Source organism: Streptomyces sp. NPDC005722 (assembly GCF_040630935.1).
Lineage (GTDB): Bacteria > Actinomycetota > Actinomycetes > Streptomycetales > Streptomycetaceae > Actinacidiphila.
In genome coordinates this window covers 179,471-199,607 of the sequence record NZ_JBEXYN010000011.1, presented here as the reverse complement: position 1 = coordinate 199,607, position 20,137 = coordinate 179,471, and the positions used below count along the sequence as shown (strand labels likewise).

The window sequence follows — 20,137 nt, the reverse complement described above, 5'->3', positions numbered from 1 at the left end:
GAGGCATTTGACGGCGAAGCGCGTCGCCAGCGCCCTCTTTGCCAGTGGCGACTTTGCGGGATGGGCCGCCGATCTGCCTATGCTCAGGCCCATGGCACTGGAATGGGAACAAATCATCGTCGACTCCGCCGCCCCGGTCGCTCTCGGGCGCTGGTGGGCCGAGGCTCTCGGCTGGGTTGTGGTCGACGAATCCGAGGAGATCATCGAGATCCGGCCTGAGCCGGACCGGATGCCGGGCCTGCTCTTCGTGCCTGTCCCCGAGGGCAAGACGTCGAAGAACCGGCTCCACCCCGACTTCCGCCCCGACGACCAGGAGGCCGAGGTCGCCCGGCTGCTCTCCCTCGGTGCCCGGCGTGTCGACACCATGCAGGACGGGCAGCACTGGGTGACCCTCCTCGACCCGGAGGGCAACGAGTTCTGCGTCCTCAGTAACCGCAAGGGCTGAGCAGGGACCGGGCAGCCGTCCGCGGCCCGACGTCCGCCTCGTTGGCACGCACGTCAGTCCGCCCCAGGTCAGGTCACCCCTGACCGACCATCTTCGCTGTCACCTTCACGGACCGTCGAGCGGAACATCCGGCCGTGACCTGCCGAGGACCCTGACAGCGGTCAGCGGCCCTGCCCGCCGCGTTGCGGGCATGGGCGGCGGCGTTGCTGCGGCGGCCGGGGAAAGCGTCTGTGCGGCGCAGGGTCCTCGGCGCCGGCGGGAGCGGCGAACAGCGGCGCCGCCGGGAAACCGCCCGCCACGCCTGCGCTCGCGTGCGCCTGCGCGGGAATCGCCGCCGTCGCGGCCGGGCCATCGCGGCAGGACGGGGACGAGCGGCGGTCCCCATCAGCTTGGCGTGCGAGATCATCGGGGCGCAGACCTGGCAGACCTCTTCCACCGTCCACACCCGGCCGACCGCGGGGTCGTGACACAGGATCAGCACGACGCCGCCGGCGCACAGCACCTTGGTGTCGCCGTGGGCAGTGCACTGCCGGGCGCGGCAGTGGCAGGCCGCGTCGGGCCGGATGGTGGGCACCCGGGCGTCGGCGGCGGCAAAGGTGCGCAGCGCCTTGAGGTCCCTGGATCAGGGCGGCATCTTGCAGGCCGTGCTGCTGCAGGTACTGGTGCGGAGTTCGCTTCCCGCGCGAGGTGTGGCCGGTCAGCCGGCTTGCCCCGGATCTGCGTTGATCTTCTTCATGCACGCGTCGTCGTAGGCGAGCAAGGTAATCACGCCGACCTGGCTGCTCAGGTACTCCGCGACCATGGTCCAGCCGCGCTGTTTGAGAACTACGCGGGCGTCGTAGACCACCCCGTCCGGGCCCCTGCGCTTGTCCGGTTCCCGGGCCTGCTGCCAGTCACGCTCGCGCAACTCGCTCACCACCGACTCCCAGCGGGCAACGTCAACCTTGGTGGCCTTGGTGCCGAAGCCCTTGAAACCGAGGGCGCACGATCGCGGCGAACCCGCCTCAGCGTCCTCGTTCATGCCTCCGAAGTCCGGTGCGTTCGCAGGAACGCCCGCGTCGGCCGCGGAGGTGTCGAGGTCCGTCCGCACGACTTCCTTGGTGAGCGGTCCGGTGCCCTGGGGCCGAGGCTGAGGCGGCGCCGGCACCGGGGCGGCCGCCGCCTCCGTGCCCTTGTCGCCAGCCCCACAGCCTGCGGCGCCGAGCGCAATGACCGCCACCGCCACGGTGGCCCACTTCGTGCTGCGCAAAGTCGCATCCTTCCAGGTCAGGGGCTGTGCTCCCCCGTGATCAAGGGAGGAGTCTGCCACGGGGTACCGACAAGGCGACACGGGTTATACCGCAGATCAGCTGTGGCCAAGCTCTGTGGCGGGTCGAAGCGCCGGGCTGTGAGCAGCAAGGGGGAAACCGGGCACGGCCGCAACACGCGGACCGCCCACCGGCGGCTGCGCGCCCTCGCACTCCGACGGACGAGGGCGAGTTCCTCCGGCTGCCGCAAGGCGGTGTCCGAGGAGAGGAACGGCGGGACACGCCGAGGGGCCATCCCATCGACCCGTGCTGGTGCCACGCGGAAACACCGGCGGAACCCACTCAAGTCTACAGTTGTATACTTAGCTGTGCAGCACGACCTTCCCGCGCTCTGGCGCGGGAGAAATCCGTATGGGAGCAAGGAATGAACCTCAATCTCGAGGGCAAGCGCGCTCTGGTCACCGGCTCGAGTGCCGGCCTGGGCGAGGCCACCGCGAAAATGCTGGCGGCGGAGGGCGCCGCGGTCGTCATCCACGGCCGGGACAAGGACCGCACCGCGCAGGTCGCCGAAGGCATCCGCCGGGCCGGAGGCACCGTCAGCACGGCACTGGGTGACCTGGCCACAGACGAGGGCGCCGCCGCGGTCGCCCAGGCCGCCACCGAGGACGGTCCTGTCGACATCCTCGTGAACAACGCCGGCTTCTACCGGCATCTGTCGTGGGCTGATGCGAGTCCGGCGGAGTGGACCGACGCATACAACATCAACGTCGTCTCGGGTGTCAGGATGATCCGGCATCTGGTTCCTGCCATGCGCGAACACGGCTGGGGCCGGGTGGTCACGATCGGCGGCGGTCTCGCCTCCCAGCCGATGAACACCCATCCGCAGTACAACGCCACGCTGGCCGCCCGGCACAACCTCGCGGTGTCGCTCGCCCGCGACCTCAAGGGCACCGGCGTCACCTCGAACATCGTCTCGCCCGGCGCGATCCTCGTCGAAGCGACGAAGGAGTTCGTCACAGCGCTCGGTCCCGCCCGCGGGTGGGGACAGACCTGGGAGGAAGTCCAGCCGAACGCGGTCGAGGCCCTCATTCCGAACGACCACGGCCGTTTCGGCAAGCCCGACGAAATCGCCGCTGCCGTGGCATACCTGTGCAGCGACTACGCCGAGTACATGAGCGGTGCCACGATCCGCGTGGACGGTGGACTGATCCGCTCCGCATTCTGAGCTGGGGCGCCGATGCGGGCCGCCTGCCGAATGACCTCCGCGCTCGGGATGCGTCACGCGGCGGCCCGCACGGCGAAAGCCAGCAGGATGCGACGCGCGCCGGTCACTCCGCGGGCCAGTCAGGCGCGTGGCCACCGCGCGCGACGGCACTGCGGTCGGCGTGGCCTGCCCGGTCGGCCGCCGTCCTCACGGTCCGGTTGGGCAGGCCGTCAATCACATCTCCGGCCTCCCGGAACACCTTCGCCTTCACCTGGAGCTGACCGGAGAATCCGGTACGCCTCACGCCGGCGACCGTTAGTGCTGGGGCCGGTCGGGCGGAGCGGTCCGGCAGTCGGCGCCGGAACCGCGCAGCGGTCGCCCGGCGCAGATTCGGCCCCCCGCCGTCGGCCCGTAGGCCCCACCCAGGGGCCTACGGGCCGACGGCGGCACGGGCCGCAGAGAACCTCAAAGCTCTACAGCCGTAGACCGGCGTTTCGGCCTCACTACACTCGTGTCGTGGAAAACGAATCGCCTCGGCGCGAGCCGCCGCCCGCCGCCCCCCGCCGGTCCCGCAACGCGGCAGCGACCCGCGAGGCGATTCTCTCGTCCGCCGTGGAAGCCTTCACCCGCCTCGGCTACGACGCCGCCGGCGTGCGGGACATCGCCAAGGACGCCGGCGTCACCGCGATGATGGTCAACCGCTACTTCGGATCCAAGGAACAACTGTTCGCCGAGGTCGTGGACAGCTCCTTCGCCCCACGGACCGTGGTGGGCAACGATCCGGCAGCCCTGGTCCACGACGTCGCCCGGTCACTGGTGGAGCGCACCGCGCCCGAGGCCGACGAACTCAGTCCTTTCCTGCTGATGCTGCGATCCGCGTCCAACCCACGAACCGCCGAAATCGCCCGCCAAGGCATCGAACGCCACGTGGAACGGCACCTCACCAGCCTGATGACAGGCGAAGGCACAACGGAACGCTCTGCGCTCGCACTGTCAGTGATCGCCGGTGTGTGGCTGATGCGGAAACTGATCAGGAACACGGCACTGGTGGAAGCAGACCCCAACGAACTCGCCGAGCGCCTGGAGAACCTCCTCCGAACCCTCCTGGAAGACACCCCACCTGAAGAACACTGACCGACCCGCCCCCGGCCTCAGCCCACCCCGACGACAGACCTCCTTCCACTCCAGCAGCGCTTCGCTATCCGGCCTGGTGAGAGGCGTCGTGCGGGGTGTAGGGCGTCCAAGGACTCACGGCCCCGCGCCGACCACCGCATCGACGAGTGGAAGCCCGGCGAGCCGGCCGAGGTCACCTTCGCCCCGTGTCGGGGAAACCACCAGAAGCGGCACCGTTGGCGACGCAGACAACGAGATCCGGGACACGTCCAGCCTCCCCTACCCGCCGTCCGCATACCCGCGCGCTACGGTCTCCCCACTCGACGTCCGCCCCGCCGACCTGCGTGACAAAGCGATCCACATCGGTACAGGCGTGACGCCCACGCGCCGCCCGGCACAGCACCGGGACGGCGCGTCACATCACAAGCGGGCAACTGACCAAACGCTCACGGGTGCGAGGGTCAGAAGTGACTCGTCGCCACTACCTGCCCGCGCGCCCATTTTTCCACGCGGACCATATGAGGGCGATGGCGACGTACGTGGCTACCAGTCCCAGCGCGAACATGAGCCAGAAGACGGTCACACCGAGTACCGGCACCTTGTACGTCACGCTGATCAAGATGGCCGCCAGGATGCCCCCGAAAGTCCACAACCCACAGATGAGCCCGACATCATCACTGGAACTACTGCTCACTGCCCCACCCCTCAACTCCAGGCCCGGAGTTGGGCCTGTGTCGGCAGGCTACCGGCCTTGGCAGCTCACTCAACGCGAATATGACCCGCAGGCTTGCGTTCCAGCAGTCACGTCGTCACGCCGGGCGCAGCGTGGCACTCGCCCGCAGGTATGAGTGCGAACCAACCAGGCCTTACAGTTCAAAGTCGATGCCGGTGAACCCACCTCGAGCCCGGCAGCGAAGCGGCCACGGCACCCAGGGGCTGATGAAGGCCGGGCTTTGCAAGGGAACCGCCGTGGGGCGAGAGTGCGCGGCCCTTACGCCGGCCGCGAATCGGGCTGGCTCCTTGCCTGCCCCAATGGCCCGATGCGGACCCCGATCTTCGAGGCTCGCCCCATGGTGGCTCCCGTGCAAAGTCGCTGAGCCGACCGCCCCGTCCGCGGCGGGTCTCCCCTCAGCATCCCCTTCGGCGTCTGGCGGCCGGCCTGTTCGTCGTCACCTGGCGCTGTTCTTCGTCCAGAGTGCCGGCCATCCCGGGTCCACCCGGCGGATCCGGCTGGGCCGACACCTGGGGTTCGCCTCGATCCTCGCCATGGCAGTGGCCGCCGCGTTCGGCGCCACGTTCATGCCCGAGCCCGCCAACCCCTGCACCGCAGTTGGCCCCGCTGGACGACTCCGGTGCACAACCACAGCCCGGTTGCTCAGAACAGGGAGTCCCAAAAGGCATCTTCCGGGTCGGGTTCTTCTGGGTGGAGCATGCAGCGTCTGCAGCGCAGGAGTCCTGGTTCGTTGGTGCCGGAGGCGGCGCCCATCCATGGCAGGGCCTCCTCCATGGCGTGTGCGCGCTCTTCGTCGGCGAGGGCGTCGACGGTCCGGCGGAGCTCCTCGGGTGCGGATTCGTCGGTGAGGCAGAGCCAGCCGATCGCAGCTGCCAGGCGGGTTTCGGGGGCCTCCGTGCCATCGTGCCACCGTTCGCGCAGCCGCGTGACGGTCGGCGGGTGCGGGTGGGCCCGGGTGAGCTCGGCGGTGGCCAGGAGCAGGGCGGCACGGACCATGACGTCACCCTCGGCGGCGATTCCGTTGGCCAGGGCGGTCCGGATGACGTGGTCGGGGTCGGCCGCGGTCGCCAGGACATACGCGGCGTCGATACGGACGGTGGGATCGGAGTCTGCGAGGAGGGGCAGGAGCGCGGAGGTGTCGGCGGTGATCGCGGCTCGGGCGGCGGCCACCGACCAGCCGGCCGGGTAGCCGGTCACCTCGTATCCGTAGTCGTCGTGGGTGTCGGGGGCGTGACGCCGGGGGTCGGTGCGATGGAGGAGGAATTCCTCGCGGGAGGCGACGCCGTGGTGCCGGGCACGGGCGGGGCCGGAGAGTACGGCGAGGACTGCGGCGCGGTGTGGGTGGTGAGCGTCGACGGCCAAGGGGATGAGGAACGGCACAGCGAGAGCGGTAGCGGCCCGGCTGTCATCGGCGCACAGACCCCACAACACACCCGTCGCGTCCACCCCCGGGTCACCGGCAACGCGCAAAAGGTGAACGGTCTTCCGGACGTCATGCCCATGGGGGAAGTTGCTCCACGGGACGGCGTCTAGGCTCAGGCTCCGTCGGGGTTCGGGCAGGATGCCGGACACCACCGCCCGCACGTCGAACGGGCCACCCGAGAACGAAGCCAGATCCGCCCCATCCACCACTTCCCGACACATCGCGAACGTCGGGTCAGTCCGCCAGTCCTTCACACCACACCCCCACCGTCGAACCCCCGGAACTCGATCATGACCGGCCCGGCGGCCCACCGGAAGCCACTCGTCCTACCAGTTCGCATTCCTCACACTGCCGACGCGCCTTCCAACCGATGTACAAGTACTGTCCCAGCTCCTGGAAAGAGCCGGCTCTTCCACAGGGCCAACAGGGTGGCGATCCGGGAACGGGCCCGTACCCGCACGGAACGTGAGGGACCTTGCCCTGCTGCTTCCACATGGACCAACATCGCGCGATCATCCCTGACCCCGCCGTTCAAACGGGGGCCGGGGGCGGGGTTTGCTCCGGCGTCCGGGTTGGTGCCCGCTTGGACAAACGGTCACCGGCTGATCTTCGAAGTGTCGAAGCCTCGAAGGAGATCAGCACGATGACCGCACCCGACATTCTGCCCCTGCACGCGCTTGCCGAGGAGAACCTCGCCGCGGCGAGTCGGGATCTGTTGCGCGCGATGGTCAAGACGTTCGCCGACCTCCTCTGCCTCGAGAACGCAGCAGGAACCCGATCAGGCCGGAGCCGAGTCCGGTTCCGGGGAGGAAGCCCGCACGACCGTGTCCGGTGCCGGTGCGTCTCCGGCGACGACTCCGCCCGTCCGTCCTTGGTGCACCTTCTGGTCGCCTGATATGCAGCCGATATCCGGGGGGCTCCTACGCCATCGACGCCCTCCTCCTCGGCGGGTCACCCGGGGGCCGTGGTGCGGGCGGGAAATGGTCACGAGCTTGTCAGTCGTGCGCAGTACAGTCCGCACAGCAAACGCACAACATCAACAGGCAACAGGGGTGGGACCGGATGAGCACGTCGAGGCGTACGCGCCTTGCCGCCGCGGTGGGGGTCGCGGCCTTCGCACTGACCGCGACGGCCGGCTGTGGGGCGGCGCACGACACGGCGAAGGCCGTGGGCAAGGCGGACACGATCGCGGAGATCCTGGCGCGGGTCACCGACCGCACGGAGAAGATCGGGGCGGCGCAGGTCACGTTCGTCACCGACCCGGGGCAGGGCAGCCCGATCACGATGACGGGCACCTACTCGTGGGGCAAGGGACTCGCCTACGACGTCATGATGGACACCAAGGCCGCCCAGATGCAGGCTCTTCAGGACGCCCCGAAGCTCCGGGCCCTGCTGGTGGACGGTGCCTACTACTACAACGTGGACCCGCAGCCGGCGGGCCCGCTCAAGGGCAAGCACTGGATGCGCATCGACGTGTCGGCGCTGCTGGGCGAGAAGGGCGCTGCGGCGGTCGAGAAGAACGGTGACCCGACGGCGGGGCTGCGCTACATCGGCATGTCCAAGAACGCCAAGGACTTGGGCGAGGAGCCGGTGCGCGGCATCAAGGCGCATCACTACCGCGTCACCATCAACCAGGACGACCTGGGCACCGGGATGTCCGCGGAGGACAAGAAGAACCTCCTCGGCTCCATGGCCGGTTCCAACGGCGGCATCGACATGGACGTCTGGGTCGACGGCAAGGGCTTGCCGGTCCGGTTCGTCCAGGTGATGGGGACGGTCAAGGTGACCGCGGACTTCCTGAAGTTCGGTCACGCCAAGACGGTGACGGCGCCGCCGGTATCGGACACCGCCGACCTCAGCGAGCAGATGAAGGCCGCCCAGCCGACCTCCTGACCACCTGTTGACCCCCCGACGCCCCCGTCCGCACGGCGCGGACGGGGGCGTTCGCGTGTCCTGACGTGGGCTCGGCCGCGGTCCAACGACCCCGTTTTCAGGCACGCCGACATCAGAGGTGATCCCCTCAGATCAGGACTGCGACAGCGGGCGCAGTCCCCGCAGCCGGCGGGGTGACGTGCCCGCTCAGGCGTGCAATACGGCTGGTGCCCCCTGCCGACTCGTACGGCAGGCACGCCCGAAGACGTACAGCCGCGTGGACGGCAATCCGCGAGGGATGGCCGTCCGCGCGCACGTCAGGCGTTGGGATCGAAAGGGATTCCTGACGGCTTGGAGTTGGCGAGAGTGGAGTTGAAGCGGGCGTCGTTGATCTTGATGGTGGCCGAGCCGAAGTCCGCATTCATGAGCTTGTCGCGGAAGCCCGCCGGATAGCCCTCCCACCCCACGAGGCGAGGGAAGAACCAGCCACCGGTGGCGTTCTCCGCGGGCTCGTCGTTGGTGTTGGCGAAGCGGAAACAGTGCGTCGAGGCGCCGTCCTTGTGGTACACGATCTTGGGGTGGGTGCCGTCGAAGCGGATCGCGGAGCGGGCGGCGATCTGGTAGCCGGAATGCTGGGACGCCGAGACGTACTCGACCTGGTTGTTGTGGATCCAGACCACGACGTGCTCCCAGTCGTGGGTGTGGCCGATGGCCGCAGGGCCGAGCGTGGCCTGGTCCTTCTCGAAGTAGCTGGCGTACACCACGGCGCACCAGTCGTTGTTGCACTTCTCGCGCGAGTACGTGTTGGCGTTGGCCAGCTGGGCGTAGTCGTGGCAGCGCCCGTTGACGTCCCCGCCCAGCTTCAGGCCGGGATTGAGGGTGCCGTCGGCGCCGATCGCGGCGGTGGCGTAGCAGCCGTCTCCGTCGTAGTCGTAGGCCGGGGAGAAGGACTGCTCCAGGCCGTCGGCGTTCTGCGGCAGCAACTGCAGGACAGAGGCGTTCGCCTCGGCGGGGAAGCCCAGGACAACCATGGCGCCCAAGGTGGTTGCTACGGCTCCCAGACGCAGGCGGTTGGTGCGCTTGGGAATCGACGTCGTTCCAGTGGAACTCTTCCTCGCCGGCTTGAGGTTGCGCACGAGAACTCCTCGACATGAGAGGGGCAAGGGTGTCTCTTGAGATTTCCGTGCCCGATAACTGACGGCTCTACGCGACGAAATGTCCGACGTGCCGGAAGCCCGGTCGGCCATCTCCTGATCTGTCCAAACTTATTGACGCGCCGACAAGTTATCCGAGCCCGTTCCGACGACGCAAGCACGCATTTCCGAATTGACATTCCCGACATGTCCCGGCTTCCGGCGAGGAAAGAGACCGGGAAATTGGAGTGAATGTCTGGGTGCTATGCGCACACCCCCGCGCAAACCCGTCCGACGACAGTTGCCTCGTGCTGGCCCCGGACCGTTGCTCGGCATGAATGCGTGGTCCGCCGAGTCCCACCAAGCGTGGTGCCGCATGCACTGCTTGTCGTCGATGCGCAGTCGGTGACGTCCATGGGGTTCGACGTGCTCCGCGTCGCGCATGGGCAGCAGGAAACCGCCGGCCAAGAGCGGATGCTGGTCCGTCCCAACTGGTCGGCGGGGCGGCGCTGTGAGCCGAGGCGGGCCCCGACTCCAGGGACGGGGGAACCGTGCTGCCCGCAGTCCCACCAGCTGCACCCTCGAGCAGGCGCTGTCCAGGCGCTCGAATGTGGCTGCTCCGGTGGGACAGGACACCATGCTCGTTCACGACGTGAGCATCAAGCTGCCGGCCGAGTCCGCCTCTCACGGCCGCCTCGCGCCGATGCAGCAGCGTCGGCTGGGCACAGCCCGCTCGGGCACGGACGCTGCGCGAGCAGGTACCCCACTTCATCGTCGGCCCGGCTCGGTACCGACAACGGCATACGGCGATGGCTACTCGTGTCAGCGGATGTCGTGGCCGGGGTGGGCCTGGTCGTAGGCGTGCCGCGCTTCGGCGATGACGGCACGATGTGCGAGGGACCAGTCGGCGAGTGCCTTGACGAGGTGGGTCAGGCCGGCCCCGGTCTCGGTCAGGCGGTAGTCGACCTGGGCCGGGACGGTTGGGTACACGGTGCGTAGCACCAGTCCGTCACGTTCGAGCCTGCGCACGGTGAGGGTGAGCATGCGCTGGGAGATGCCGTCGATGGCGCGCTGGAGTTCGCGGAAGCGACGTGGCCCGCCGGAGAGTTCGACGGTCACGAGCACCGACCACTTGTCGCCGATGCGATCGAGGACATCGCGGATGCCACAGTCGGGGTGGTCCTTGCGTCCGCACGGGTCGAGTTGGGCGGGGGTTGTGGTTACGTCGGTGTGCGTGAGTGACATCAAACTGCCTTCTTGTGGCCGGTGAGCGTGCGGTCGAGGATCAAGCGTAGTTACTGATGAGAACCACGACGGAAGACTACGATTGATCATGATTTTGGTGACCGGAGTGAACGGGAACCTCGGCTCGGCCACTCTTGCGGCGCTGCGCGCCCGCGGATCCGTTGCGATGGGCGGCAGCCGCACGCCGGGCGAGGGAGTGCGGCGTCTCGACTTCGACGACAAGGGGAGCCTCGACCTCACCGGCGTGTCCACTCTGGTACTCGTCTCCGCCGGCTACGCCGAGGACGACCAGGTCGTAGCCCGACACGCGGCGGTCCTGGACGCCGCCGCCCGTGACGGCATCAACCACGTCGTGTACACGAGCGTGACCACTGCCGGCGACCACCTCGGTTTCGCTCTGGCGCACCGCGCTACCGAGCGCCTGGTGCGGGCGAGCGGGTTGCCGTGGACGATCCTGCGCAACGGCCTGTACGCCGAACTCTTCGGCGGTCTGCTGATGTGGACCGGTGAACGGGTGGAGTCCGCGTTCGGGGACGGCGCCCTGGCCGCGGTCGCACGACAGGACCTCGCCGAGGTCGCAGCGATCGTCGCGTCGAATCCGGCATCTCATGGCGGGCGTGTCTACGACCTCGTCGGCACCCCGGTCACAGCGGGACAAGTCGCCGGTGCACTCGGTGTCACTCATCGCGCCATCAGTTTGGGAGAGTACCGGCGCAGGCTCCTTGAGGAGACGTCGGGGCTGCAGCCGTTCCAACCGCCGATGCTCACCTCGATCGCCACGGGCATCCGCCATGGCTTCCTGCACGCCAGTGGCCCTGACCTCACCGACCTCCTCGACCACGCAGCCCGCGATCCACTGGCCACAGCCGCTGCGGCTGCGTCCGCCGGCAGGCCGTAAGCGAGCGGAAGAACCGCCGCCGAACAGGTCACCTACAGACACCATCCCGCTGGAAACGACACAACCCCGAGCATGTCTTCGGCTCCTGACGCCCCTTTCGGTCCTGAGCGTCGGCAGCGCCGCTCAGCCGTGCAAGTCCGAAGGAGACCACGTATCAGTCGTACGGCGCATTGGATCACCATGGGGTAGTGGTCGTGCGTGGTTCGCTCCTCAGGCCGGCTGCAGACAGCTGATCACGCCGCTTGCAGATCTCTCGGTTCGAGGCCGGTGGCCCGCCGCCCCGGCTCCCGCGATGCAGCCGGTGACCTAAGCGTGCCGTATGCGAACTTGCGGGCCCGGGCCGACTGAAGGACGTCGACGGCGAACCCGCGATCAACGCATCGGTGAGGCCGGGGCGAGCTGGGTCACAGTTTTGGACCGATCCGTCCAGCATCTGGTTTTTTACCGTACGGTCCATAACAGGCCCACCGTGCTGAACGCGGGCCTGACGCGTAGCAACAGCAGCCGCGGAGGGAAGACCTCCGCCGAACAGGAGCCTTGATCATGGGACAGCTCGACGGTAAGACAGCCATCGTCACTGGGGGTAACAGCGGAATCGGGCTGGCCACCGCCAAGCGATTCGCGGCCGAGGGCGCATACGTGTTCATCACCGGCCGGCGTCAGGAGGCGCTCGACGCCGCGCTGGCCGAGATCGGTCCGAACGCCACCGCCGTCAGGGGCGACGTCTCCGATCTTGACGACATCGACCGCCTCTATGCCGCCGTTTCCGGGCAGGGCCGCCGCATCGACGTGCTGTTCGCCAACGCCGGTGGCGGCGAGTTCTCGGCCTTGGAAGACGTCACCGAGAAGCACTTCGACTCGACTTTCGGTATCAACGTGAAGGGTACGCTCTTCACGGTCCAAAAGGCGCTTCCTCTGCTGAACGAGGGGGCTTCGGTCATCCTCACCGGATCCACTTCCGCAACCTCGGGCGGCGAGGCCTTCGGTGTCTACGCCGCTTCCAAGGCCGCCATCCGGTCCTTCTCCCGCACGTGGGCCAACGAGCTCAGGAGCCGGAAAATCCGAGTGAACACCCTCGTCCCGGGCCCGATCGAGACGCCCGGCAACTCCGGGCTCGCGCCCAATGCCGCGGAAGCCGCCAAGCTCTGGGACTTCTTCGCCAGCCAGGTGCCTCTGGGGCGGATGGGTCGACCTGAGGAGGCCGCGGCGGCGGCACTCTTCCTCGCCGGCGACCAGAGCAGCTTCATCACCGGAACCGAACTCTTCGTCGACGGCGGCCTCAACCAGGTCTGACCGCCACTTCGACCTCCGATGCATCCTCTCCCCCACGGACGACCGCCCATCGCCGGTTCACGGAGTGGACCAAGGCCCGGGTGTGGGGTGAAGCTGCACCGCCTGGTGCTCGACGAGCTCGGCTCGCCCGGTGAGCTGGACTCGAGCCGTTGCGCGATCGACTCGGTGAACGGGATTCCGCATCCAGAGTGACGCCGCGCCCCCGCTGTCACCCCGGCTCGACGAACTCGTAACCGGTCCCTATCGCGCATTGGGCGGCGTTCGGCCCTGGGCAGCCGACGTGATGCTCTGGCGGTGACAGCGGTGGGGACGCGGAACGCAAGAACTGGCCGGATCGTCCCCTAGGAGGGGCAGAGGGTGGCGTCCATCGGCCTGTCCATGGCCGCTTGGGCCACCAGCGTCACCACGGAACCCGGCGTAGGCCTGGATCGCGCCGACCGCTGGGGAGATCCACGTCGACGGGTGGGCGCCGACCTTCTTCGGCTTGGCTCTGGCCCTCAGCCAGTACGAGCCGGCAGACGGCACCTTCCAGGAAAGCGACATCCTTCACCTTGAGGAGAAGGCGCAGGAGGAGGTGGCCGCCGCCTGAACGTCCCGCTCACCAGAGGATCAAGCGAGTGGGCCTTGGCACGGATCGCCGTCCCACCGCGGTGATCGATTGCGCTACGCGGCTTGTGGACAGTCGTCAACTGTGACCACAGGCCGTCTCTCGCGTCGGACTTGCGCTCGAAGCCACCGCTTGTGGGCCCGGCCGGCGGCTTGGAGCCCGGAGGTGGCCAACACGGTAGCGAGCGCGGCTTCGATGAGATCGCCGCCGTAGTACATGGCCTGCGCTCCCGTATGCGGCTCTCCGGCGGCGAAGGGTGTCCCCGGTGACAGCTCCACCGTCTGCTCGAACAGCGAGCCCCTTTCGCCCTCCTCGTGATCCCTGACGACGTGGTCCGGTGGGGCTGTCAGTTCGCGGGGCGTGGCAGCACAGCGAGGGCGGTGCGGGCGATTTCTGTCAGCATCTCCTCGTCGGCTCCGGCCTTGCCCAGTGCTTCGATGCCGCGCAGTACGGCGAGCACCAGTGCGGCCAGCCGTGCGGGGTCCGCGTTCGCGTCGAGGTCGCCGCTGCGCTGGCAGGCGGCGATGTCGTCCTCCAGTAGTGCGTGCAGCGCTTCGATGGCTGCGTGTGCACGCTTCGCCACGGTCTCGTCGTGTTCGGCCAGCTCGGCGGTGCCCTTGGCCAGCAGACATCCGCGATGGACGGTGTCCGCGGCCGTGGCTGCGGCCACCGCGTGTATGTGGGCGGACAGCCGCGTGTACGCGTCCTCGTCTTCGCCGCGCAGCTGCTGGGCGGTGGCGTCGACGACCAAGTTGCAGTAGTCGTCGAACACGCGGTGGAAGAGGTCCTCCTTGCCGCCGAACGCTCCGTACAGGCTGCCTTTGCCGAGGCCTGTGGCCGCGGCGATGTCGTCCATGCGCGTGCCCGCGTACCCAGTCGCCCAGAACTGCTCCCGTGCGGACGCCAGCACCTGCTGCTCGTCGAATTTCCGAGGTCGTGCCATGAGGCAAGCATACGCTTTCTTGACCGCCTCGTCCATAACGGTTACCGTTGTGGACGATGCAGTCAAAAACTATCGAGGAGTGGCGCGTCATGAGGGAAGCACTCGCGGGCAAAACAGCCGTGATCACCGGGGCGAACAGCGGCATCGGACTGGCCACGGCGCGGCGATTCGCAGCTGAGGGCGCGCACGTGATCATCACCGGCCGACGCCAGGATGCGCTGGACGCGGCGGCTGCCGAGATCGGTCACAACGTCACTGCCGTCCGCGGAGACGTAGCCAGCCCGGCCGACCTCGACCGGCTCTTCTCGGTCATCGCCGAGCAGGGCCGCCGCATCGACGTGCTCTTCGCAAACGCGGGCGGCGGGGAATTCGCCACCCTGGAGGAGACGACGGAGCAGCACTTCGACGACACGTTCAACATCAACGTCCGCGGGACGCTCTTCACCGTGCAGAAGGCACTGCCGCTCCTCAATGACGGCGCCTCGGTGATCCTGACCGGCTCCACCGCTGCCACAACCGGCGGAGAGGCGTTCGGCGTCTACGCCGCGTCGAAGGCCGCGGTCCGGTCCTTCTCGCGCACCTGGGCCAACGAACTGCGCGGCCGTGGCATCCGTGTCAACACCCTGGTGCCCGGGCCGATCAAGACCCCGGGAATCAACGGCCTCGCGCCCGACGAGGAAGGGGCCAAGTCGCTCCGCGCGTCCTTCGCGCAGCACATTCCCCTCGGCCGCATGGGCGAGCCCGCCGAAGCAGCCGCGGCCGCCCTCTTCCTCGCATCCGACCAGAGCAGCTTCGTCACCGGCGCCGAACTCTACGTCGACGGTGGCCTCAACCAGATCTGAGGAGTCCTCCGTTCCGCATCGGAGGGCCGAGAGAGCCCCCGCCTGCAGGGGGCCGGGATTCGCCTGCCGCGTGACCTGCCGCACTGGGCGGACACCGCCCGAACGACGCAGCAGGCACCGGCGGGACTGTGGTCCACGCCGCCTACCCGGCGATCCGCCGGACCGAGCGCACGCCTCGTTCTCATGGTCACGCCGCTGTGACCCCTGCCGCTCACGTCCCACGCATGCGGCACAGCCGCCGCGCAGCAACGCGGCACGGGCCACCCAGGGCCCCCGATCCTTCCAGGGAAGAAGAAGCATGAGTGATCACTCCAGCACGGCCTCGGTCGTCGGCCGACCGGAACCGATACGAGCGGCAGGGCACACCACACCCTCACCGCAGAGCAACTGGCAGGCCGTCGCCTCGGTCGCCTTGATGTCCTTCGTGCTGGTGCTCTCGGAGTTCCTGCCGATCGGGCTCCTGCCCGTCATCGGATCGAGCCTCCATGTTTCCGTCGGCACCGTGGGCCTGGTCGTCGTCGTACCCGGTCTGACGGCGGCCGTCACAGCGCCTCTACTCACCATCGCCTCCGGAAAGCTCGACCGGCGCAAGGTACTGATCGCACTCGCGGTGTCCTTCACGGCCTCCAACATCGTGGCAGCACTGGCTCCCAACATGCCGGTGATGGCGGTGGCGAGGATCCTGCTCGGCATCGCCGTCGGCGGATTCTGGGCGATGGGTGCCGGCGTCGCCGCCCGGCTGGTGCCCGCCGAAGCGGTCAACCGCGCCAGTTCGCTGATCACCGCCGGCATCTCCGCCGGCACCGTGGTCAGCCTGCCGCTCGGCGCACTCGTAGGACACCTCGCCGGATGGCGAACCGCGTTCTTGATCGCCGCAGGCGCCGCCCTGCTCGCCCTTGCGGCTCTGGCGCTGCGACTTCCCTCACTGCCGCCCACCGGAGCGATACGCATGGCCACGCTCACGTCGTCCCTGCGCAATCGCGCGGCCCGCATCGCCCTGCTGGCCACCGCCCTGATCTTCCTCGGGCACTTCGCCGCCTACACCTACATCACGCCCTACCTGGAAGACCGGGCACGTTTCGGCTCATCCGCGGTGACGCTGGTTCTCCTCGGGTACGGCGTGGCAGGACTGGCCGGCAACTTCGCCGCCGGCGCGATCATCGGCCGCAGCCTGCGCGCGGTCTACACCACCGCAGCCATCCTGGTCGCCGCCAGCGTCATCCTGCTCAACACCCTGACGGGCGCCGCACCCGCAGTCGTCGTGCTCGTCCTGCTCTGGGGTGCGGCCTTCGGCGCGGTGCCCCTGGCACTGCAGACGTGGATCCTGCACGCGACCCCCGACGCTCCCGAGAGCGGTCTGGCCCTCCTGGTCAGTGTGTTGCAGATCGCACTCGCCACGGGATCACTCATCGGGGGCATGGTCGTCGACGGCTACGGCGCTCCGGCAGCCTTCGCGCTCGGCGGCACGCTCGCCCTGCTCAGCGCGGCCACTCGGATCTTCCCGCGTCTGTCCCGCAGCTGATCGCGATCCTCGCGTTCGGCGACGGTTACGAGGAGTGCGAGGACGGTGAAATGCCCGCAAGGGCTCCGCGCGCCCGGGCCGGCATCGCTGGGAGATCGAACGGAACCGCAGGCTCACCGACCTCTATGACGGGCCTGTGCCCTCACCGCAGTGGCGGGCCAGTGTCTGCCTGATCTCCTCGGCTCGGTGGCGTGGAGACTGCTCGGAGGAGGCCCACGCGATGTAGGCGTCCGGTCTGACCAGTACGGACTTGCTGGTCAGACCGGACGGGGTGGTGACGCACTCCACCGCGCCGTTCCAGGCTTCGGTCACCGAGGCAGAAAGTGACGCGTCTGCCGGTGTGACCAGCACAAACCTCCGGCCGCGCAGCACCTCGTACAGACGTCGGCCATCGGCGAGGAGGACATCCGGTGCCCGCTTGCCCGTGAGCGGGTGAGCGCCCGCCGGGGCGCCGTAGGCGATGTCGATTCCGGACATCGCCCGCCCCAGCCGCAAGGCGACCGGCGGGAGACGCAGGACGGTCCGGGCGGCGAGGTCTCGGATGCCGCGAAGCGCCCGCGGGGTGGTGAGGACACCACGCAGCAGTGCGCCACTCATGCGCAGCACTCTGCGCCCCACCGGGTGCCTCTCGGCCTCGTAGGTATCGAGCAGGGCTTCGGGGGCACGGTCGCGAAGGACGGCAGCAAGTTTCCAGCCCAAGTTGGCGGAATCTTGGATGCTGGTGTTCATGCCCATGCCGCCGGCGGGGGAATGCACGTGCGCCGCGTCACCGACGAGGAAGACCCTGCCTACGCGGTAGCGCGGTGACTGTCGCTCATCGCTGTGGAACCGTGAGATCCAGCGCGGGTCGTGCATGCCGAAGTCGTGGCCGAGCGCTCGGTGGGCGATGGCCCGGATCTCCTCCAGATCGACCGGTGCGCTGTCCGGCATCTCATGGTGGCGATTCCACGCCATGATGCGGAACCATCCATCGCCGAACGGAACGAGGATGGCGAAGGCATCACCCACTGCCCCTACGGTAGGAGGCTTGCGCGGGGGGTCGGCCAACCGGACGTCGGCAAGCATCATCGACCGCACCGCGGAGCGGCCGGGGAAAGGCAGGCCGAGAGATTGGCGCACAACGCTTTTTCTCCCGTCCGCGCCCACGACGTAATCCGCGTGCAATGTCTGAGGGGAGCCATCCGCAGCCCGGACCTGAACGTCAACGCCGGTCGCATCCTGCGTGAGCCCGATGGCTTCCCAGCCTTCCCGTAGATCGGCCCCATGAGAAAGGGCCCGTGCCCGGAGTACTCGCTCGGTGTGATACTGCGGCGTCACCAGCACGTGTGGGTAACGGGTCGGCAACCGCGACAGATCGATCCCCAAGAACTGCAGAACCGGATTACGGACGCCGGTCGCAAGCAACGGGTCGGCCACACCACGGGCGTCCAATTGTTCCAGCGTCCGCGCGTGCACTGCGAAGGCCCGGGTGAGCTGCGATTCCTGTACGCGACGTTCGACGACGGTACAGCCGACACCGGACTCCGCCAGATCACCCGCGAGCAATAGCCCCGATGGGCCTGCTCCTACGATCAATACCCGATTGTCGGAGCCCATATAACCCCCTAAAAAATCTCCGGGACCACCGTTGCGACTTGATTTGCGGTTGACCGACGAAGTCATCGCCCGCGATACCGAAAAGACCGAGGCACAGGCCAGCGGTTAGCCCTGCGGTGGCTATGAACACCGTACCGTCCGCTTCAGGCCTACGCGCGGCGGCGTCATCGGGGGCCGGTCCAGGCGCTCCGACACGGTCTGACACGATCGGCGTCCCAACGACGCGGCCGACGGAGACCTTCCGCAGCTGTGACTTTCACCAACGGCCCGCTCAGTTGGCAAGCCCGATCACCAACCACATCAGCAGTGCCCCCGTCACCGTGAACAACAGAGTGGCCTTGGAGGGGTGCGGACTGTGGGCTTCCGGCAATATGTCCGACGTCGCCAGATAAAGCAAGAAGCCGGCAAAGAATCCGAGATATAGGCCCAGCAGCCCCGTCGGTATGGTGAACCCCAAAGTGATCGCTGCCCCGATCACCGGAGCCAGCGCGTCAGCCGCCAGTAGTAGTTGCGCCCGACGCCGGGCATTGCCGTACAGTCTGGCAATCGTATAGGTATTGAATCCGTCGGCGAAGTCGTGCGAGATCACAGCGATGGCTACGACGATACCCAGCGTATTACCAGCCTGATATGCAGCGCCGATGGCGAACCCGTCAATCACGCTGTGGCCCACAAGTGCCGAGGCCGCGGTCAGACCGATTCCCTGCGCGGACTCCTGCGCATGCCCAAAAGCATGGCTGTGCGGTGCGTACTCACTCTCGTGAGCGCGGTGAATGGCAACTCCTCGCTCTACCACGTGCAAAGTAAGAAATCCTGCGACGAACATCAGCAGCGCTGCGGGAACCCCGAAAACGCGCCGAGGCTGAGCAGCCAGCGCATCGGGAAGCAGATCGAAGCCGATAACACCCAGCATGAGACCGGCGGCGAGACCGAGAACCAGATGACGGCGGTCACCGACCCGCTGCGCCACGACCCCACCCACAAGAGTCATGACCATGGCGCACGCGGCTATCAGAACCGGCATGAAGCAATCTTGTGCGACGCCGTGAGGGGTCGCTACTCAGCACTTCCGGCCATCACGAGGACAGCCGGTGCTGGCGTTCGCACCGGTAGAGCGGTCTGCCGGCGCGACCGGCCGGGCGCCGAAGGGGACGGGCAAGCCGGCCCGCCGGTTCGCCTCTCCGCGCTGGATGCCACCAGTGGTACCGTTGCCACCATGAGCGCATCTGAGAAGGCCGAGAAGAAGGCCATGAGCCTCCGGTTCCCGGACGCAGAGCAGTACGAGGCCATCGCCGGGGCGGCGAAGGCCGCCGGGGTGAGCATGCAGGAGTACGTGCTGTCGGCCGCCTACGAGCGCGCCACGGCCGTTGAGAAGATCTTCCTCGACGCCGCCCGGGAGGCCGCCGAGTACACCCGCGAGGCCTTCGCCGAGCTCGGCGACAACATCCCCGACACCGAGCGGCACGCCGCGTCTCAGGCCGCACGCCGTCGCCTGGCCGAGATGGACGCCGCCGAGGCCGGGCACGGGAACGCCGCGTGATCCACACCATCGACGTGCCGTTCCTGCTGCACGTCGCCGAGCGGATCGACGGCGACCCGCAGGTGCACGAACTGGGCGTGCTCTACGCCGCGGTGGCCCGCGTCCACTCCAGCGCCATGGACCGCGACTGCTACGGCTCGGACCACCTCAAGGCGGCCGCGCTCATGCACGAACTCGCCCGCATTCCCAGCCTGGAGCACTCGAACCTGCAGTTCGCATGGATGAGCACCTACGGGTTCCTGACCCTGCAGGGCCACCGCCTGAACTACCCGCCCAAGGACGCCGCCGCTCTCGTCCGCGACGCGGAGGCCGGCCGGGTCACCGTGGAGGAGATCGCCGTGGCGCTGCGCGGCTGGACCGTCCGATGAGCCACCGTTCCGGCGAGTAGGTGCGCCGCCACCACGGCGTTCCAGCCCGCCGGGGTCTGGAGATCACCGACTGGGATCCGGCCTGAGAGCCCCGCAAGGCGGTCATCGTCGAC

General features: G+C 68.2%; 17 protein-coding genes and 2 pseudogenes. 12 read left to right on the top strand and 7 right to left on the bottom strand.

From position 1 onward, the window contains the following. Positions 1-91: 91 nt before the first annotated feature. On the top strand, positions 92-445 hold the full coding sequence (locus ABZ479_RS16025) for a VOC family protein (RefSeq protein WP_500462166.1): 354 nt from the start codon (positions 92-94) through the stop codon (positions 443-445). Positions 446-1,142: 697 nt separating this feature from the next. Here ABZ479_RS16025 and ABZ479_RS16020 read toward each other — a convergent pair. After that, on the bottom strand, positions 1,143-1,694 hold the full coding sequence (locus ABZ479_RS16020; RefSeq protein ID WP_500462165.1) for a hypothetical protein: 552 nt from the start codon (positions 1,692-1,694) through the stop codon (positions 1,143-1,145). A 422-nt stretch (positions 1,695-2,116) separates the two neighbouring features. Here ABZ479_RS16020 and ABZ479_RS16015 point away from each other — a divergent pair, with 422 nt between their 5' ends. Further along, positions 2,117-2,917 carry an SDR family NAD(P)-dependent oxidoreductase gene (locus ABZ479_RS16015; protein WP_500462164.1) on the top strand — a complete coding sequence of 267 codons (801 nt, stop codon included), beginning with the start codon at positions 2,117-2,119 and terminating at the stop codon, positions 2,915-2,917. 495 nt (positions 2,918-3,412) lie between these two features. After that, positions 3,413-4,030 (top strand): TetR/AcrR family transcriptional regulator, encoded by a 618-nt coding sequence (locus ABZ479_RS16010; protein WP_500462163.1) that lies wholly within the window; start codon positions 3,413-3,415, stop codon positions 4,028-4,030. Between the two features lie 1,354 nt (positions 4,031-5,384). On the opposite strand, the gene ABZ479_RS16005 is transcribed toward ABZ479_RS16010, so the two are convergent. Then, complete coding sequence (locus ABZ479_RS16005) at positions 5,385-6,104, bottom strand: hypothetical protein (protein ID WP_500462162.1); 720 nt, start codon at positions 6,102-6,104, stop codon at positions 5,385-5,387. Between the two features lie 704 nt (positions 6,105-6,808). On the opposite strand from ABZ479_RS16005, the pseudogene ABZ479_RS16000 reads away from it, so the two are divergent. Together ABZ479_RS16000 and ABZ479_RS15995 are read left to right on the top strand one after the other, a co-directional pair. Then, positions 6,809-6,976, top strand: a pseudogene (locus tag ABZ479_RS16000) (IS256 family transposase); the annotation flags it as partial. Positions 6,977-7,227: 251 nt separating this feature from the next. Then, positions 7,228-8,058: an SCO4651 family lipoprotein gene (locus tag ABZ479_RS15995; protein WP_500462161.1), complete on the top strand. Its 831-nt coding sequence runs from the start codon at positions 7,228-7,230 to the stop codon at positions 8,056-8,058. Between the two features lie 296 nt (positions 8,059-8,354). Here the strand turns inward: ABZ479_RS15995 and ABZ479_RS15990 are convergent, their stop codons facing one another. After that, the gene (locus tag ABZ479_RS15990) at positions 8,355-9,068 is read right to left on the bottom strand and encodes an NPP1 family protein (RefSeq protein WP_500462160.1); all 714 of its coding nucleotides are present in this window, start codon (positions 9,066-9,068) and stop codon (positions 8,355-8,357) included. A gap of 924 nt (positions 9,069-9,992) precedes the next feature. Further along, positions 9,993-10,415 (bottom strand): winged helix-turn-helix transcriptional regulator, encoded by a 423-nt coding sequence (locus tag ABZ479_RS15985; RefSeq protein ID WP_500462159.1) that lies wholly within the window; start codon positions 10,413-10,415, stop codon positions 9,993-9,995. Positions 10,416-10,503: 88 nt separating this feature from the next. Here ABZ479_RS15985 and ABZ479_RS15980 point away from each other — a divergent pair, with 88 nt between their 5' ends. From ABZ479_RS15980 to ABZ479_RS15970, 3 genes and pseudogenes are all read left to right on the top strand, one after another. Beyond that, positions 10,504-11,313: an NAD(P)H-binding protein gene (locus ABZ479_RS15980; RefSeq protein ID WP_500462158.1), complete on the top strand. Its 810-nt coding sequence runs from the start codon at positions 10,504-10,506 to the stop codon at positions 11,311-11,313. Between the two features lie 543 nt (positions 11,314-11,856). After that, positions 11,857-12,606, top strand: coding sequence for an SDR family oxidoreductase (locus ABZ479_RS15975; RefSeq protein ID WP_500462157.1), 750 nt, complete (start codon positions 11,857-11,859; stop codon positions 12,604-12,606). A gap of 41 nt (positions 12,607-12,647) precedes the next feature. Beyond that, positions 12,648-12,777: pseudogene (locus tag ABZ479_RS15970) on the top strand (IS5/IS1182 family transposase); the annotation flags it as partial. Positions 12,778-13,559: 782 nt separating this feature from the next. On the opposite strand, the gene ABZ479_RS15965 reads toward ABZ479_RS15970, so the two are convergent. Further along, positions 13,560-14,156, bottom strand: coding sequence for a TetR/AcrR family transcriptional regulator (locus ABZ479_RS15965; RefSeq protein ID WP_500462156.1), 597 nt, complete (start codon positions 14,154-14,156; stop codon positions 13,560-13,562). A 56-nt stretch (positions 14,157-14,212) separates the two neighbouring features. Between ABZ479_RS15965 and ABZ479_RS15960 the strand changes: the two genes are divergently transcribed. Together ABZ479_RS15960 and ABZ479_RS15955 are read left to right on the top strand one after the other, a co-directional pair. Further along, the gene (locus ABZ479_RS15960) at positions 14,213-14,998 is read left to right on the top strand and encodes an SDR family oxidoreductase (protein ID WP_500462189.1); all 786 of its coding nucleotides are present in this window, start codon (positions 14,213-14,215) and stop codon (positions 14,996-14,998) included. Positions 14,999-15,296: 298 nt separating this feature from the next. Continuing rightward, positions 15,297-16,520, top strand: a complete 1,224-nt coding sequence (locus ABZ479_RS15955) for an MFS transporter (protein WP_500462155.1) — start codon at positions 15,297-15,299, stop codon at positions 16,518-16,520. 123 nt (positions 16,521-16,643) lie between these two features. Here ABZ479_RS15955 and ABZ479_RS15950 read toward each other — a convergent pair whose 3' ends face one another. Together ABZ479_RS15950 and ABZ479_RS15945 are read right to left on the bottom strand one after the other, a co-directional pair. Further along, positions 16,644-18,116 carry an FAD-dependent monooxygenase gene (locus ABZ479_RS15950; protein WP_500462154.1) on the bottom strand — a complete coding sequence of 491 codons (1,473 nt, stop codon included), beginning with the start codon at positions 18,114-18,116 and terminating at the stop codon, positions 16,644-16,646. 271 nt (positions 18,117-18,387) lie between these two features. After that, positions 18,388-19,140 carry a ZIP family metal transporter gene (locus ABZ479_RS15945; protein ID WP_500462153.1) on the bottom strand — a complete coding sequence of 251 codons (753 nt, stop codon included), beginning with the start codon at positions 19,138-19,140 and terminating at the stop codon, positions 18,388-18,390. A gap of 192 nt (positions 19,141-19,332) precedes the next feature. Here ABZ479_RS15945 and ABZ479_RS15940 point away from each other — a divergent pair, with 192 nt between their 5' ends. Together ABZ479_RS15940 and ABZ479_RS15935 are read left to right on the top strand one after the other, a co-directional pair. Beyond that, positions 19,333-19,656 carry a hypothetical protein gene (locus ABZ479_RS15940; RefSeq protein WP_500462152.1) on the top strand — a complete coding sequence of 108 codons (324 nt, stop codon included), beginning with the start codon at positions 19,333-19,335 and terminating at the stop codon, positions 19,654-19,656. After that, a complete protein-coding gene (locus ABZ479_RS15935; RefSeq protein ID WP_500462151.1) occupies positions 19,653-20,024 on the top strand; it encodes a fic family toxin-antitoxin system, toxin component in 372 nt (123 codons plus the stop codon). The genes ABZ479_RS15940 and ABZ479_RS15935 overlap by 4 nt, the downstream gene beginning before the upstream one ends. Positions 20,025-20,137 lie beyond the last annotated feature (113 nt).

Coding starts and splice junctions, on each gene's coding strand:
- ABZ479_RS15955 (WP_500462155.1), top strand. CDS start 15,297: ATGAGTGATCACTCCAGCACGGCCTCGGTCGTCGGCCGACCGGAACCG.
- ABZ479_RS15965 (WP_500462156.1), bottom strand. CDS start 14,156: ATGGCACGACCTCGGAAATTCGACGAGCAGCAGGTGCTGGCGTCCGCA.
- ABZ479_RS15990 (WP_500462160.1), bottom strand. CDS start 9,068: ATGGTTGTCCTGGGCTTCCCCGCCGAGGCGAACGCCTCTGTCCTGCAG.
- ABZ479_RS15995 (WP_500462161.1), top strand. CDS start 7,228: ATGAGCACGTCGAGGCGTACGCGCCTTGCCGCCGCGGTGGGGGTCGCG.
- ABZ479_RS15940 (WP_500462152.1), top strand. CDS start 19,333: ATGAGCGCATCTGAGAAGGCCGAGAAGAAGGCCATGAGCCTCCGGTTC.
- ABZ479_RS16015 (WP_500462164.1), top strand. CDS start 2,117: ATGAACCTCAATCTCGAGGGCAAGCGCGCTCTGGTCACCGGCTCGAGT.
- ABZ479_RS15950 (WP_500462154.1), bottom strand. CDS start 18,116: ATGGGCTCCGACAATCGGGTATTGATCGTAGGAGCAGGCCCATCGGGG.
- ABZ479_RS15985 (WP_500462159.1), bottom strand. CDS start 10,415: ATGTCACTCACGCACACCGACGTAACCACAACCCCCGCCCAACTCGAC.
- ABZ479_RS16025 (WP_500462166.1), top strand. CDS start 92: ATGGCACTGGAATGGGAACAAATCATCGTCGACTCCGCCGCCCCGGTC.
- ABZ479_RS15960 (WP_500462189.1), top strand. CDS start 14,213: ATGCAGTCAAAAACTATCGAGGAGTGGCGCGTCATGAGGGAAGCACTC.
- ABZ479_RS15975 (WP_500462157.1), top strand. CDS start 11,857: ATGGGACAGCTCGACGGTAAGACAGCCATCGTCACTGGGGGTAACAGC.
- ABZ479_RS15945 (WP_500462153.1), bottom strand. CDS start 19,140: ATGCCGGTTCTGATAGCCGCGTGCGCCATGGTCATGACTCTTGTGGGT.
- ABZ479_RS15980 (WP_500462158.1), top strand. CDS start 10,504: ATGATTTTGGTGACCGGAGTGAACGGGAACCTCGGCTCGGCCACTCTT.